The 15,968-nt window shown below is 67.0% G+C and carries 12 protein-coding genes; 7 read left to right on the forward strand and 5 right to left on the reverse strand.

Annotated features, from left to right (window positions below; translation table 11 throughout):
* From WS46_RS35550 to WS46_RS36535, 7 genes are all read left to right on the forward strand, one after another.
* On the forward strand, positions 1-3,918 hold a 3,918-nt coding region (locus tag WS46_RS35550), incomplete at its 5' end, for a YadA-like family protein (protein WP_179949176.1).
* A gap of 123 nt (positions 3,919-4,041) precedes the next feature.
* On the forward strand, positions 4,042-4,716 hold the full coding sequence (locus WS46_RS20855) for an OmpA family protein (protein WP_059691598.1): 675 nt from the start codon (positions 4,042-4,044) through the stop codon (positions 4,714-4,716).
* A gap of 399 nt (positions 4,717-5,115) precedes the next feature.
* A complete protein-coding gene (locus tag WS46_RS20860) occupies positions 5,116-6,261 on the forward strand; it encodes a DUF2827 domain-containing protein (protein WP_059532461.1) in 1,146 nt (381 codons plus the stop codon).
* Between the two features lie 14 nt (positions 6,262-6,275).
* Complete coding sequence (locus WS46_RS20865) at positions 6,276-7,430, forward strand: DUF2827 domain-containing protein (protein ID WP_059691599.1); 1,155 nt, start codon at positions 6,276-6,278, stop codon at positions 7,428-7,430.
* 25 nt (positions 7,431-7,455) lie between these two features.
* Positions 7,456-7,920, forward strand: a complete 465-nt coding sequence (locus WS46_RS20870) for a DUF4019 domain-containing protein (protein ID WP_059691600.1) — start codon at positions 7,456-7,458, stop codon at positions 7,918-7,920.
* A 28-nt stretch (positions 7,921-7,948) separates the two neighbouring features.
* Positions 7,949-9,085 (forward strand): DUF2827 family protein, encoded by a 1,137-nt coding sequence (locus WS46_RS20875; protein WP_059691601.1) that lies wholly within the window; start codon positions 7,949-7,951, stop codon positions 9,083-9,085.
* Between the two features lie 23 nt (positions 9,086-9,108).
* The gene (locus WS46_RS36535; protein ID WP_059691602.1) at positions 9,109-9,636 is read left to right on the forward strand and encodes a hypothetical protein; all 528 of its coding nucleotides are present in this window, start codon (positions 9,109-9,111) and stop codon (positions 9,634-9,636) included.
* Between the two features lie 42 nt (positions 9,637-9,678).
* Here WS46_RS36535 and WS46_RS20885 read toward each other — a convergent pair whose 3' ends face one another.
* The 5 genes from WS46_RS20885 to WS46_RS20905 form a co-directional block, all read right to left on the reverse strand.
* Positions 9,679-10,122 carry a hypothetical protein gene (locus WS46_RS20885; RefSeq protein WP_059691644.1) on the reverse strand — a complete coding sequence of 148 codons (444 nt, stop codon included), beginning with the start codon at positions 10,120-10,122 and terminating at the stop codon, positions 9,679-9,681.
* 62 nt (positions 10,123-10,184) lie between these two features.
* Complete coding sequence (locus tag WS46_RS20890) at positions 10,185-10,988, reverse strand: EAL domain-containing protein (protein WP_059691603.1); 804 nt, start codon at positions 10,986-10,988, stop codon at positions 10,185-10,187.
* Positions 10,989-11,739: 751 nt separating this feature from the next.
* Positions 11,740-12,882: a DUF2827 domain-containing protein gene (locus WS46_RS20895; protein ID WP_059691604.1), complete on the reverse strand. Its 1,143-nt coding sequence runs from the start codon at positions 12,880-12,882 to the stop codon at positions 11,740-11,742.
* Positions 12,883-13,129: 247 nt separating this feature from the next.
* Complete coding sequence (locus WS46_RS20900) at positions 13,130-15,130, reverse strand: acetyl/propionyl/methylcrotonyl-CoA carboxylase subunit alpha (RefSeq protein ID WP_059691605.1); 2,001 nt, start codon at positions 15,128-15,130, stop codon at positions 13,130-13,132.
* A gap of 36 nt (positions 15,131-15,166) precedes the next feature.
* Entirely contained in the window at positions 15,167-15,952 is a 786-nt protein-coding gene (locus tag WS46_RS20905; protein ID WP_059532487.1) for an enoyl-CoA hydratase/isomerase family protein, read from the reverse strand.
* Positions 15,953-15,968 lie beyond the last annotated feature (16 nt).

Consider the following 15,968-nt stretch of genomic DNA (forward strand, 5'->3'; position numbering starts at 1 on the left):
AGCTCGACCGATAGCTCGGTCGCTTCGCTGTCGACTTCCACATCGACCGGCCTGTCGTCGGCGAACAGCTCGATCTCGTCGCTTTCCACTTCGACCTCGACGGGCATCAACTCGCTGTCCACGGGCCTCAGCTCGACCAACAGCTCTGTGGCTTCGCTTTCGACCTCCACGTCGACCGGTCTCTCGTCGGCAACCAGCTCGATTTCGTCGCTCTCGACCTCGACCTCGACGGGTATCAATTCGCTGTCCACGGGCCTCAGCTCGACCGATAGCTCGGTCGCGTCGCTGTCGACTTCCACGTCGACCGGTCTCTCGTCGGCAACCAGCTCGATCAGCTCGTTGTCCACCTCGACCTCGACCGGGATCAACTCGCTGTCGACCGGCCTCAGCTCGACCGATAGCTCGGTCGCTTCGCTGTCGACCTCCACGTCGACCGGCCTGTCCTCGGCAACCAGCTCGATCAGCTCTCTGTCCACCTCGACTTCGACCGGCCTCTCGTCGGCCAATAGCTCGATCAGCTCGCTGTCCACGTCGACCTCGACCGGCATCAACTCGTTGTCCACGGGCTTGAGCTCGACCGACAGCTCGGTCGCTTCGCTGTCGACCTCCACGTCAACGGGTCTCTCGTCGGCGAACAGCTCGATCAGCTCGCTCTCGACCTCGACCTCGACCGGCATCAACTCGCTGTCCACCGGCCTCAGCTCGCTGTCCACGTCGACTTCGACTGGCATCAACTCGCTGTCGACCGGCCTCAGCTCGACCAACAGCTCGGTCGCTTCGCTGTCATCGTCCACGTCGACGGGTCTGTCGTCGGCGAATAGCTCGATCGGCTCGCTGTCCACGTCGACTTCGACTGGCATCAACTCGCTGTCGACCGGCCTCAGCTCGACCGATAGCTCGGTGGCGTCGCTCTCGACCTCCACGTCGACCGGTCTGTCGTCGGCAACCAGCTCGATCAGCTCCCTGTCCACCTCGACGTCGACCGGCCTCTCGTCGGCCAATAGCTCGATCAGCTCGCTGTCCACGTCGACCTCGACCGGCATCAACTCGTTGTCCACGGGCCTGAGCTCGACCGACAGCTCGGTCGCTTCGCTGTCGACCTCCACGTCAACGGGTCTCTCGTCGGCGAACAGCTCGATCAGCTCGCTCTCGACCTCGACCTCGACCGGCATCAACTCGCTGTCCACCGGCCTCAGCTCGCTGTCCACGTCGACTTCGACTGGCATCAACTCGCTGTCGACCGGCCTCAGCTCGACCGATAGCTCGGTGGCGTCGCTCTCGACCTCCACGTCGACCGGTCTGTCGTCGGCAACCAGCTCGATCAGCTCCCTGTCCACCTCGACGTCGACCGGCCTCTCGTCGGCCAATAGCTCGATCAGCTCGCTGTCCACGTCGACCTCGACCGGCATCAACTCGCTGTCCACGGGCCTCAGCTCGACCGATAGCACGGTGGCTTCGCTGTCGACTTCCACGTCGACCGGTCTCTCCTCGGCAACCAGCTCGATCAGCTCGCTGTCCACTTCGACCTCGACCGGCATCAATTCGCTGTCCACGGGCCTCAGCTCGACCGATAGCACGGTTGCTTCGCTGTCGACCTCCACGTCGACGGGTCTGTCGTCGGCAACCAGCTCGATCAGCTCGTTGTCCACGTCGACCTCGACCGGCATCAGCTCGCTGTCCACGGGCCTCAGCTCGACCGACAGCTCGGTGGCGTCGCTCTCGACCTCCACGTCGACGGGTCTGTCGTCGGCAACCAGCTCGATCAGCTCGCTCTCGACGTCGACCTCGACCGGCATCAACTCGCTGTCCACGGGCCTCAGCTCGACCGATAGCACGGTGGCGTCGCTCTCGACCTCCACGTCGACCGGCCTGTCCTCGGCAACCAGCTCGATCAGCTCGCTCTCGACGTCGACCTCGACCGGCATCAACTCGCTGTCCACGGGCCTCAGCTCGACCAACAGCACGATCACGTCGCTGTCCACCTCGACCTCGACCGGCATCAGCTCGCTGTCCACCGGCCTCAGCTCGACCAACAGCACGATCACGTCGCTGTCCACGTCGACTTCGACCGGCATCAGCTCGCTGTCCACCGGCCTGAGCTCGACCGACAGCACGGTCACGTCACTGTCGACTTCGACCTCGACCGGCCTCAGCTCGCTGTCGACCAGCCTGAGCTCGACCAACAGCACGGTGCTGTCGCTGTCGACCTCGACTTCGACCGGCCTCAGCTCGGCAACCAGCTCGATCACGTCGCTGTCCACCTCGACCTCGACCGCGATCGAAGCCGCGAAGACGCACTACTACAGCGTCAACGACAACGGCACGCAGCAAGGCAACTACGCCAACAACGGCGCGACGGGCGTCAACTCGCTGGCGGCCGGCGTGAACGCCAGCGCGGCGGGCACCAGCAGCGTCGCGGTCGGCGACGGCTCGAACGCACAGTCGACCGGCGCGGTCGCCATCGGCCAGAACGCTTCGGCCACCGGCGGCAAGGCGGTGTCGATCGGCTCCGGCAACACGGCGAGCGGCGACGGCGCGGTCGCGATCGGCGACCCGAGCATCGCGACGGGCACCGGCGCGGTGGCGATGGGCGCGAACGACACGGCGACCGGCACCGGCGCAGTGGCGCTCGGCAACGCGAACACGGCAACCGGCAACAGCGCGCTCGCCCTCGGCAGCTCGAACCAGGCCACCGCGGACAACACGATCGCGCTCGGCAACAAGGCGGTCGCGAGCGCGACCGGCGCCCAGGCCTACGGCTCGGGTGCGTCGGCCACCGCCGCGGATGCGCTCGCCTTCGGCACGAACGCGCAGGCCAATGTCGCCAACTCGATCGCGATGGGCGCGAACTCGACCACGGGCAACGCCGTCGGCGTGTCGAGCGTCACGGTCGGCGGCATCACGTACCCGGTCTACGGCACCTCGCCGGTGGGCGTCTTCAGCGTCGGCGCACCGGGCGCGGAACGCCAGATCACGAACGTCGCGGCAGGCCAGGTATCGGCCACCAGCACGGACGCGATCAACGGCAGCCAGCTCAACGCGACGAACCAGGCGGTCAACAGCCTGTCGACGTCGACCGCGTCGAACATCTCGTCGCTGTCGACCGGCATCGGTTCGCTGTCCACGGGCCTGAGCTCGACGAACAGCAACCTCACGTCGCTGTCCACGTCGACCTCGACGGCGATCAGCTCGCTGTCGACGGGCCTCAGCTCGACGAACAGCAACCTCACGTCGCTGTCCACGTCGACGTCGACCGGCATCGGCTCGCTGTCGACCGGCCTGAGCACGACGAACAGCACGGTGGCTTCGCTGTCGACCGGCGTGACGAACCTCGGCGATCAGGTGAACCAGTTGTCGAACACGATCAACAACAACACGACGCGCACGTTGAACAACACCGCCGTCGCGGCCGACATGACCGGCACCGGCTCCGACCGGCCGACGGTCACCGCCGGCTCGAACTCGGTGGCGATCGGCGCGAATTCGACCGACGGCGGCCGTTCGAACGTGGTGTCGGTCGGCAGCGACACGCAGCAGCGCCAGATCACGAACGTCGCGCCGGGCACGCAAGGCACGGACGCGGTGAACGTGAACCAGCTGACGCAGGTGCAGACGACGCTGTCGACGGCACTGTCGGGCCAGCAGGCGCAGATCAACTCGCTGGGTTCGCAACTGCAGCAGACCGACCAGATGGCGAAGCAGGGTATCGCGGCCGTCGGCGCGATGGCGTCGATCCCGCAGCTCGATCGCGACGCCAACTTCGGGATGGGTGTCGGCACCGCGTCGTTCCTCGGTCAGAAGGCGATGGCGGTCAACATGCAGGCGCGCATCACGGAGAACCTGAAGGCGTCGATCAACGGCGGCTTCAGCGGCGGTCAGAAGGTGATCGGCGCCGGCATGCTGTACCAGTGGAAGTAACGCGTCGCGCCGCCACGCCGCCGGCTCACGAGCCGGACGGCGGCGGGCGGCCCCGACGGCAGGACGAGCCCGCCGCGCAACGCGTGGCGGGCTTCAGTCAACCCAAGCATTGAGGACGTAATCGTGAACAAACTCGCTCTTGCGCTCGCACTTTCCGCAACGGCCCTCGCCGCGTGCTCGACCGCATCCGGCCCGACCTTCAGCGCATCCGAACTGCAGCCGCGCGACGGCGTGCGCACCTTCCAGGTGGATTGCCACGGCCTGCTGTCGGGCCCGCAGACCTGCATGAAGGCCGCCCGCAAGATCTGCGGCGACCAGCCGGTGCGCACGATCGACTCGGCCCGTGCGGTGCGCGACGGCTCGGATCCCGCGACGCTCGTATTCCAGTGCGGTGCCGCGCCGGCCGCGGCAGCGTCGGCCGCCGAGCCGGCGCCGGCCCCCGCGCCCGCGGCGGTCGAACACGTGAACCTCGCGGGCGACGCGCTGTTCGCGACGGGCCTGGCCACGCTCACGCCGGGCGCGCGCGCATCGCTCGACAAGCTGCTGAGCGAACGCGAAGACCGCACGTACACGCAGGTGACGGTCACCGGCCATACGGATTCGGTCGGCAGCACCGCCGCCAATCTCGCGCTGTCGAAGCGCCGCGCGGAAACCGTCGCAAGCTACCTGAAGGCGCACGGGCTGAAAGCGCAGTCCGTGTCGGTCACGGGCCGCGGCAGCGCCGATCCGGTCGCGTCCAACGCGACGGCCGAAGGCCGCGCGAGCAACCGCCGCGTCGAGATCTCGCTGCAGCGCTGAGCAGCCGGCCGTCGCGGCCCGGGCGCCCTCGCGCCTGCGCACGACGGCCCTCACCGGCAGGGCGCGGTTGCCCCGCCGGCACCCTGCTGCCCCCGTCGACCCCGCTTCGCCGGGGCCCCGGCTCCCGTGCCGGCGGCTATGTCAAAGTTCGTCAGCCCCCTCCACAAAACGGCGCCTTCCGTGCCACAATCGCCGCAGACAGCTGCCGGAGCGTTCCGACCGCGTCGCGCGCCGTGCCAGACCCGCCCGACGACACCCCGGAATCCTGCGGCCGCCTCGCGATCCGCGCCGCTCGACGCACATTCCAGTGCGCGCCGGCGCGAACGCGACCACGACAATCCACGGCGCGCCGTTTCGCGGCCACGGCCGAACGCACGACGCCGCAGAGGAAACCAACCGGTGACGGACATCAATCAAGCCGCCTCGGGCGGCACCCGCAAGCAACGGCCGGCCGTCGGCATCTCGCTGTTTGCGCGGGACGGCCAGGCGATCTGGGAAAACGGGATTCACCAGAACATCGCGTACCTCGCGATGATGCTCAAGCGCTCCGATCGCGTCGGCCCCGTCTATTTCCTGAACGGCGGCGACGCCAACGCACTGCCGACCGGCCTCGAACTCGACGGCCTCGACGTGCCGCTCGTGAAGCCTTCCGACGTCACGCACGAACTCGACGTCGTGATCGAAATGGGCGCGCAGTTGCCGACCGAATGGATGCGGCACGTGAAGGCGCTCGGCACGAAGCTCGTCGCGTGCTATGTCGGCCATACCTACAGCGGTCTCGCCGAAACGCCGATCTTCGGCAAACCGTCGGGACACGTCTTCAACGGCACGCAGTTCGACGAAGTGTGGGTGCTCGAGAAGTCGCAGAAGATCGACGTGCCGCTGTTACGCACGCTCACGCGCGCGCCGGTCTTCACGATTCCGCATCTGTGGTCGCCGTACTTCCTCGATCGCCGCATTGCCGCGCTGGCGAGCGAAGGCCTGACGTTCGGCTATCGGCCGGGCCGCCGTCCCTGGAATCTCGCCACGCTCGAGCCGAACATCTCGGTCGTGAAGTCCTGCCACTACCCGATGCTCGCGTGCGACGAGTTCTACCGCGCACAACCGGACGCGGTGCGGCATCTGTTCGTCGTCAACTCGATGCAGATGAAGGCGCATCCGACGTTCGTGCACTTCGCGAACAGCCTCGACCTCGTGCGCCAGCAAAAGGCGACGTTCGAGCCGCGCATCGACCTGCCTGGCTTCATGGCGCGCCACGCGGACGCCGTCGTGTCCCACCACTGGGAAAACGCGCAGAACTATCTGTACTACGACGTGCTGTACGGCGGCTATCCGCTGATCCACAACTCGACGCTGCTCGGCGACGCCGGCTACTACTATCCGGATTTCGATTCCGCCGGCGGTGGCCAGGCGCTGCGCGATGCATGGCTGCATCACGACGAGCGGCTCGACGACTATCGTGCGAAAGCCGGCCGGCTGCTGCAGTCGGTCTCGATCGACAACCCCGCGAACCTGGACGCGTTCGTCGCGCGCCTGGTCGCCTGAACCGGAGCATACGCATGTCGGACTCCAAAGCCCGTCAAGCGCCCGGCGAGGGCAAGCGTCTCGTCGTCGGCGTGTCGCTGTTCGTACGCGGCGCCGGCCAGTCGCTGTGGGAAAACGGCATCTTCCAGAACTGCCTGCTGCTGATCCTGCTGCTGCGTCAGTCGCCGCTCGTCGCGGAAGCCGTGATGGTGAACGGCGGCGAACAGGTCGCCGATCCGCAGATGATGCTCGGCGAATGGGACGTGCCGCTGCTGTCGATGGACGAAGCGCTGGAGCGCTGCGACGTGCTGATCGAAATGAGCGCGCAGTTCGGCGCCGACTACCTGCGCGCGTTCCGCGAGCGCGGCGGCAAGGTCGTCACGATGCGGGTCGGCAACGACTACGTGATCGACATCGAGCGCGCGATGTTCGACAAGCCGTCGGGCTTCCTGTTCTCGGGCGCGCCGTATGACGCGGTGTGGACGATTCCGGAATTCGAGCGCTCGTGCCTGCATTATTACCAGACCGGCCTGCGCGCGCCGGTGACGATCGTCCCGCACATCTGGCATCCGATGCTGTTCGACAAGGCGCGTGCAACGCTTGGCGCCGGTTTGTCGTTCGGCTATCAGCCCGGCAAGCCGCGCTGGCGCGTGACGATGTTCGAGCCGAACATCTGCATGGTGAAGACGAGCATCATCCCGATGCTGGTCACGGAAGAGGCGTACCGCGCGAAACCCGAATTCCTCGAGTTCGTGCGCGTGTGCAATACGCTGCACCTGAAGGAACATGCGACCTTCGTTCACTTCGCGAAGAGCCTCGACATCGTCAACCACGGCATCACGACGTTCGAAAGCCGCTATGCGGTGTACGAGTTCATGGCCGCCTACGGCGACGCGGTGGTGTCGCACACGTGGGAAAACGCGCAGAACTACCTGTACTACGAACTGTTGTATGGCGACTATCCGTTGATCCACAACTCGCCATTCCTCGGCACGGCCGGGTATTTCTATCCGGACTTCGATTGCCAGGCCGGCGGCCGTGCGCTGCTGCAGGCGTTCGCCGAGCACGATGCGAACCTCGACGCGTACCGCGAGCAATCGAAGCACGTGCTCGACTCGGTCAGCATCTACAACCCCGACAACGTCGCCGCATATTCCGACGCGATTGCATCGCTCTATCGCGACGCATGACGCGCCGCCTGCTCCGGGCCTCAACATGAACGCACACCCGCCCCTCGCCCGCACGAAATGGCTGATCGGCTGCGTCATCGCGTCGATCGCGATCGGTGCGCACGCGCAAGCCGACGGCGAATCGGCCGACGCGCTGCTGCGCGATGCCGATGCGGTCTTCAAACAGCTCGACGCCGGCCAGTACGGCATGGTGTGGAACGACTCCGCCGCGTTCGTGAAGGCGCGCATCAGGCAGGACCAGTTCGCTCTGGACATGCAGCGCGCGCGCCAGTCGGTCGGCATGGTCAGCCATCGCGGCTGGGCGCAGATCACGCGCATTCGCTACACGAATTCATCGTCGATGCCCGACGGGCTTTATGCGAATGTCGACTTTACGACGACGCTCAAGACAGGGACGACGGTGTATGAAAAGCTGAGCTTTCGCCTCGACGACGGCCGCTGGCACCTGACCGGCTATGTGCCGCGCCAGTCGCAGAACGACACGCCTTGAACCGCGCACCGTCCACCCGGAGCCGCCGATGAAAATCAATGTCGCGATTACGATGAACGTTCAGCGCGACGCGACGCAGTCGATCTGGTACAACGGCGCGAACCAGCATTGCGTGTACCTGTACATGCTGCTGAAACGCTCGCCGCTGATCGGCGAAGTGTGGCTCGCGCACGACGACGGCATCACCGACTACCCGCAGGCGCTGATGATGGACGCGTTCGGCGACGCGCTGCGGCCGCTGTCGTCGATCGTCCACCAGACCGACCTGCTGATCGAGATGAACGCGTTCATCGATCCGTCGCACACGGACGCGGTGCGCCAGCGCGGCGGCAAGTGCGTGTCGTACCGCTTCGGCAACGACTACGTGATCGCGGTCGAGACGATCAACTTCGAGAAGAACAACTGGCGGCCGAACCCGAACCGCGTGCAATTCGACGAGATCTGGACCAACCCGCAGCACATGCACACGTGCGCGGCCTACTTCCAGGCCGTGTATCGCGCGCCGGTGATCGAGCTGCCGCACATCTGGTCGCCGTACTTCATCGAACGCAGCCTCGACGCCGATCCCGAACTGAAGGCGCGCTTCGGCTATCGCAATCACGGTCCGGCCAAGCGCATCGCGTTCTTCGAACCGAACCTGAACGTCGTGAAGAGTTCGATCGTGCCGATGCTGGCCGCGAATGCGTGCTACGTCGCGCACCCGGAACTCGTCGAGCACGTGTACATGACCAACACGTTCGACAAGAAGGAAAACGTCGCCTTCAAGCATCTCGCGCTCGGGCTCGAGATGGTGCGCGACGGCAAGGCGACGGCCGACGTGCGCGCGCCGTTCGTCGCGTGGGCCGCGCATCACACCGACATCGTCGTGTCGCACCACTGGGAAAACGGCCTGAACTACCTGCTGTACGACGCGCTGTACGGCAACTACCCGCTCGTGCACAACTCGCCGTTCCTGCGCGACGTCGGCTATTACTACCCGGACTTCGAGATCTTCGACGCGGCGCGCGCGATCGCAACCGCCGCGCAAACGCACGACGCGCGGCTCGACGATTACGCCGCGGCGGCCCGCCGCTGTCTGCAGCAGGTCGACACGCTCGCCGACCACAACGTCCGCGCGTATTCCGAGCAGATCCAGCGCCTGTTCGCCGGGCGCGCGCTGGGCTGAGCGCATCCGTCCGCCAGCCGTTCATGAGCACGCCGCCCGCAACTTCGTCGTGGTCGATTCGATCCACGGCCCGTTCGTCATCGACCGGCACAGCGCGCGGCAGGCCGACGCGCCGATCAAGACCCGACGCGCTGCGTGGCCGTGTCGAACTCGCGCGCTCGGCGCTGCTGCTGCGTGCGGGCCGGCGCGACGAAGCCGCGCGCGCGACCCTCGCCAGCGAGAACGTGCTGACCGCCGCGCAGTCCGAGCCGTCGGATCTGCCGGTCACGTTCCCGCATCGCGCGATCGGCGATTTCAGCGATCTGGCCGCGCTGATGCTCGCGATGGACGCCGTGGTCACCACCTGCACCGCGCACATCCATCTGGCCGGCGCGTTGGGCGTGCCGGCGGTCCTGCTGCTGAGCCCGAAAGCCGACGCGCGCTGGGAAACCGGCTCGCGTACCGCGCTGTATCCGGGCATCCGGATCGTGCGCGCCGCGCATCCGGGTCGATGGGACGATGCGGTCGATCGCGCGCTGGCGCTCGTGCTCGGCGGATTCGGAAAAGACTGACGGGGCGCTTGCCGGGCGCCGCGCGCCCGCGATCGGCGAACGTCAGGCGCGGTGCGCGAGCGGGCGCCAGGGCGGCACCCGGTCGCCGCCGCGCGTGGCGAACAGGCGGCCGTGGCGGCGTCCGATCCGCGCCAGCCCCGCGAAACAGCGGAGCGCGGCACGGCTGACCTGGCCGGCGTGCCGCGCGAGGCTGCCGGATACGCCGCACGCAATCGCAGAATCGTCGCCGCAGGCGCCCGCAAACACGCCGGCATAGTAGTGCCGCGCCGCGAGTTCGCAGCCGTCGGCGTCGAGCGGCTTCATCCGGCGAATACGATGCGCAACGGCCTTCAGGCCATCGAGATACGGTGCGACGTCGAGCGGCGCGTCGTTCGATTCGGCGCCGAGCTGCCACAGCATGTCGGCCAGTTCGGCGATCGCGACGAGTTCGCGCGCATCGACCGCCTGCGTGCCCGTTCCGTGCCCGGCCTTCTTCGTCGCCGCCATACCCACGCCCCTTTGCAATCCTTCGTTGCCCGATGCCGGCGCGCCGCGCCCGCGCCGCGGCGTCATGCGGCGGCCGGCGACCGCCATGTAAAGCGGATGCCCTGCGCCCAGGCGACGCCGGAATCCAGGATGATCTGCCGGTCGACCTCGTTCTCCACGCCTTCGACGACGACGTGCCGCGCGCTTTCATGCGCGAACGCGATCAGCCGGCGAAACTGGTAGCGCCCGATCGCGTTGCGCTTGATCAGCGACAGGACGGACCTGTCGAGCTTCACGATATCGGGGTTGCCGACCACCAGGTTGTTCAGCGCGCTGAAGCCGACGCCGAAGTCGTCGATCGCGACGCGGCAACCGGCCTGGCGAAACCGGTTCACGAACGACCGGCCCGCGACGGGATTCAGCGGCCCCGTCTCGGTAATCTCGACGACCAGCCTCGCCGCAACCGACGGCTCGCGCTCGAGCCGCCTGAAAATGGCCAGCCACGCGTCGTCCACCACCGCACTCATCGCCGCGACATTGCAGCCGTACACGGCGTTCGGATCGGCGCGCAGCGCGTCGATCGTCCGGCTCACCACGAGGCGGTCGAACCAGCGCATCAGCCCGAGCGATTCGAGGCGCGGCAGGAACGCAAGCGGCGGCAATGCATCGCGCGATCCCCAGCGCAGCCGCGCGAGACATTCGTGATACAGCACGCCGCCCGACAGGTCGGCGCGGCAGACCGGCTCGCGCGCGAATCCGAGCCGGCTTTCGACGAAACTGCGTACCGACGCAAGGTCGGGGTGATCGTCAGGCGCGCCGAACACGAGATCGATCTCGTCCCGATTCGCAACGCTGTTCGCCTCCAGGCGAGGTTCGACCGCATTCATCCGGCGCTCCGGCAAATGTCGGACCGCCGATGACGGCCCGCGCTCTCGATACATATGGCGCGAGCCGACCACGACACGCGCCACCGCCTACCCGGCCCATCCTCTTGTTTTGATCTTTTCCGGGAGCGTACTTTTTATTTCAGCGCGCCGTCAAACCCGATATTGTCAACGATATTCAAATACAGGAAATACACCACGCGGGCACGTCGACGACAGTGCGGCAGATTACACAAAATCACCTGCAAAGCGCCAATCGATATCGTTTATTTTGATCCACTCGAACATCGCTCGGCGAATCGATTTACCGCACGACTCGTTTCAAAAATCGGACGTTCGATATTTTTGTATGACAAATAACCGCCAGCAAAAACTGCCCGGGCTCGATACCCGGATTTCGCCGCAGCCGTCCGCATCGTGCGCCGCCGATGACCCGACACGGCACATTCGGTCTCGACAGAATTGAATTCCGTCGTTTCAAACGATATTGACGATGACCGAATATTAATCATACAAGTCAGAGGCGATAATATTCGCCCGAATTATATGATCGTCGTCGATTGAAAGATGTTTAACAATCTTTCCGACTTGTTAACCTCTAAAATAATTTCTGACGGACTTCCCTCGGAGCCGTCAAATTCGTGCCTTCAAAACCGTCGAATCTTCCCCGGTTCGACGGTTTCTTTTTTAATGGCACCATTTCTTCAGACATTAACCGGAGACAATCCGGACGACGGCTTGCGACACGCGCAACTCACGCCGCCGTCGCGCCGATCAGGTTCGCGAGCAGCGCATCGTATTCGGCGACGAGCGCGGGGTTCGCCGACGTATAGCGGCCAAGGATCTCGCGCTGGCGCCGCGTGTACCCTTCCCAGTCGTCGTCGTGCGTGTGCAGCACGTGCAGCAGCGCCTCCGCGCCCTTCTGCACGTCATTGTCCGGGTAGTAGTAGCCGAGGTCGGGCGCGAGGCTCGCGTTGTGCACGAGCGGATAGCCCTGCCAGCACACGTCGAAATAGAAGTAGTTGAGCGGGTTCGACCATTGATGCGACACCACGATGTCGGTCAGGTCGGCCAGGAACAGCGGCGTGTCGAAGCGACCGACGAAGCTCGCCTTGCCGGCGCGCACGATGTCCAGGTAGTTCATCAGCATCACGAACTCCGGGCTTTCGTGCGCGAGACGGTCGGCGTTCGTCACGTGCGCGAAGCAGATCGCATCGGGGTCGCGCCGGTACGCTTCGTCGATGATCAGCATCGGGTACACGCAGAACTTCACGACGTTGTGGTTCGGCTCCATCACCGTGAGCCGCTTGCCCGGCTCGCTGCGCGGGCGGTACTCGCCGTGCCCGGGCAACGATGCCGCACGCGCGTCGAGGAACATCGGATCCCACACGAACGGCACGACGCGCCCCGGGCAGCGGCGCAGCGACTGCAGGAACGGCAGCGACGACGGCGCGATCTGCGGAATCGCCCACACCTCGTCGTAGCCGCGGTTGATGAACAGCGAATCCCACAGCCGGCGGCCGAACAGCATCGATTCCATCGCGTTGATGTACTCGACGCCGCAGCAGTAGCTGACGATCTTCGCGCCGCGCGCCTTCAGGTAGGCCGTCTGCGCGGCGTCGATCTGCCCGCCGAGCTCGATCACCACGTCGAGCGCATCCTTCATGTCCGCGAACGCGCGCGTGTCGTACACGGTGCGATCCCACGGCAGCGCGTCGGTGAGCGGCACGTCGGTCGTGTTGACCAGTGTCACGCGGTAACCATGCGGTGATGCCATCAGCAGCTTCGCGAGAAACAGCGCGTTCTGCTTGATACCGTTGATCCACAGGCTTTCGTCGGGGGCGCGCAGACCGATCGTGATACCGATGCGCAGGCCGTTCAGGACAGGAGACGTCATCGTCGGCGGGATGGGAGGTTGAATGGTCGCAGTGTAGCGCGCGGCACGCGGCCGCGCGAGCAATCCGCCAGTCTAGCGGAGCGCCGGCCGCCAGACTGTCATGCATGGTCATACGCGGCGCCAACGGCGCCGGTTGGCGACCGGGCGCACCGCAAGGCATGCCATGCGCGCCGCCGGCGCCGGATGCGACAAGGCCGGCGTCGCGCCGCGAGGCGCCGCGCCGGCCCGTGCGCGACGCACGCCCCCGTCAGCCTTCCGCCATCATCAGCAGCTGCGCGCCATCCGCGACCTGGTCGCCGACGCCGTACAGCACTTCGGCGACGACGCCCGCGCCCGGCGCGCCGATCGTGTGCTCCATCTTCATCGCTTCCATCACGATCAGCGGCGTGCCGGCCTCGACCTTCTGGCCCGGCTCGACCAGCACCGCGATCACCTTGCCGGGCATCGGCGCGGTCAGGCGGCCGCCGCCATGTTCGGCATCGCCGGCGTGCGCGAGCACGTTGCGCCATTCGAACGTCTCGGCGACACCCTGCGTGAATACGTGGAAACTGTCGCCGTCCGCATACACGCGGCCGCTGCTGCGCACGCCGTCGAGCGTTACGTCGAAGTCGAGCGGCGTGGCGCCGCGTGCCCATGCGAACGGCTGCGCGGCCGCGTCGCCGGTGGCGATGCGCGTGCTGCCGCCGTCGTCCAGGTAGGTGACCGTCACGTCCGCTTCGCGTTCGGGCGCATGCCATTCGAGCGTGCGGCGATAGCCGCCGTTCAGCCGCCAGTCCGGCAGCGCGCGCCACGGCGACGCGCCGTCCCGTGCGGCCGCATCGCGTTCGCGCGCGAGCAGCGCCGCGCAGGCCAGCGCGAGCGTCGCGCGCGGCGGCTGTTGCGGCGCGAACAGCGCAGCGTGGTTGCGCTCGATCAGGCCCGTGTCGAGATCGGCGATCGCGAACGGCGCGCAGGTGACGATCCGCTGCAGGAACGCGGCATTCGTGTGCAGGCCGACCACCTCGCATGCCCGCAGCGCGCGCAGCATCCGGCCGAGCGCTTCCGCGCGGTCCGCGCCGTGCACGATCAGCTTCGCGATCATCGGATCGTAGAACGGCGTGATCGCATCGCCTTCGCGCACGCCGCTGTCGACGCGCACCGGCGCGCCGATCGCGAATTCGACGCCTTCCGGCAGCCGCAAGTGCTTCAGCGTACCGGTGGACGGCAGGAAGCCGCGCGCCGGATTCTCCGCGTAGAGACGCGCCTCGATCGCGTGGCCCTGCACGCGCAGCTCGTCCTGCTGCAGCGGCAGCGGCTCGCCCGCTGCGACGCGCAGTTGCCATTCGACGAGATCGAGCCCCGTGACCATCTCGGTGACCGGATGCTCGACCTGCAGGCGCGTGTTCATTTCCATGAAGTAGAACGCGTCGCCCGTCATGATGAATTCGACGGTGCCCGCGCCGACGTAATTCACCGCACGCGCGGCCGCGACCGCCGCCTCGCCCATCGCCTGGCGCACGTCTTCATGCAGCCCCGGCGCCGGCGCTTCCTCGAGCACCTTCTGGTGACGGCGCTGCACCGAGCAGTCGCGGTCGAACAGGTAGACGGTGTTGCCGTGCGTGTCGCCGAACACCTGCACTTCGACGTGACGCGGGCGCGTCAGGTATTTCTCGATCAGCACGCGATCGTTGCCGAAGCTGCTCGCGGCCTCGCGCTGGCACGACGCGAGCGCCGCCGGAAAGTCCTCGGAGCGCTCGACCACGCGCATGCCCTTGCCGCCGCCGCCCGCGCTCGCCTTCAGCAGCACCGGGTAGCCGATCTCGTCGGCTTCGCGATGCAGGTTGGCCGCGTCCTGGTCGTCGCCGTGGTAGCCGGGCACGAGCGGCACGGCGGCCGCGTGCATCAGCGCCTTCGCGGCGGCCTTCGAGCCCATCGCCGCGATCGCGTCGACCGGCGGCCCGATGAACGCGATGCCGGCCGCTTCGCACGCGTGCGCGAAATCCTCGTTCTCGGACAGGAAACCGTAGCCCGGGTGGATGGCCTGCGCGCCGGTCGCGCGCGCGGCCTCGATGATGCGCTCGATGCGCAGGTAGCTGTCCGCGGCCGCCGAGCCGCCGATGTGCACGGCCTCGTCGCACGCGGCGACGTGCTTCGCGTTCGCGTCCGCGTCGGAATAGACGGCGACGCTCGCGATCCCGAGACGTTTGCACGTCGCGGCGACGCGGCAGGCGATTTCGCCGCGGTTGGCGATCAGAATCTTGTCGAACATGGCTTCGGTGTCGTCCGGAAAGTTAGGGGCACGCCGTCATTCACGCCACGAAGGCGTGCGTTTCTCGAGGAAGGACGCGATCCCTTCGCGCGCTTCCGCGCCGGCGCGGGTCCGCGCGATCCAGTCGGCGGTCTGCTCGATCAGCGTCGCGTCGAGCGGCCGGCCGGCCACGTCGGCGACGAGCCGCTTGCATGCCCGCACCGCGTCGGGGCCGTTCGCGACGAGCGTCGCGGCCAGCTTCGCGACCGTTTCGTCGAGCGCCTCGGCCGGCACGGCATCGTGAATGAAGCCGAGCGACGCGGCGCGCGCGCTGTCGAACACTTCGGCCGTCGTGAAGTAGCGACGCGCCGCGCGCTCGCCCATCGCGCGCACGACGTACGGCGCGATCGTTGCCGGAATCAGCCCGAGCCGCGCTTCGGACAGGCAGAACTTCGCGCCGTCGGCGGCGATCGCGATGTCGGCCGCCGCGACGAGGCCCACGCCACCCGCATACGCGTCGCCGTGCACGCGCGCGATCACCGGCTTGCCGCAGCGATGGATCGCCTCGAGCATCCGCGCGAGCTTGCGCGCGTCGGCGCGGTTCTCGTCGTCCGAGTAGCCGGCCATCTTCTTCATCCAGTTCAGGTCCGCGCCCGCGCAGAACGCGGCGCCTTCCGCCGCGAGCACGACCGCGCGCACGCCGGCGTGCGCATCGAGCCACTCGAACGCGGTGGTCAGCTCGGCGATCGTCGTCTCGTTGAACGCGTTGCGCACGTCGGGCCGCGCGAGCGTGACGGTCGCCACGCGGCCGGCTTCGCTTACCTTGATCGTTTCGTATCGCATCGGTCAGCCCTCCCGG

It is taken from the genome of Burkholderia sp. RF4-BP95 (assembly GCF_001521985.1).
Classification (GTDB): Bacteria; Pseudomonadota; Gammaproteobacteria; order Burkholderiales; family Burkholderiaceae; genus Burkholderia; species Burkholderia diffusa.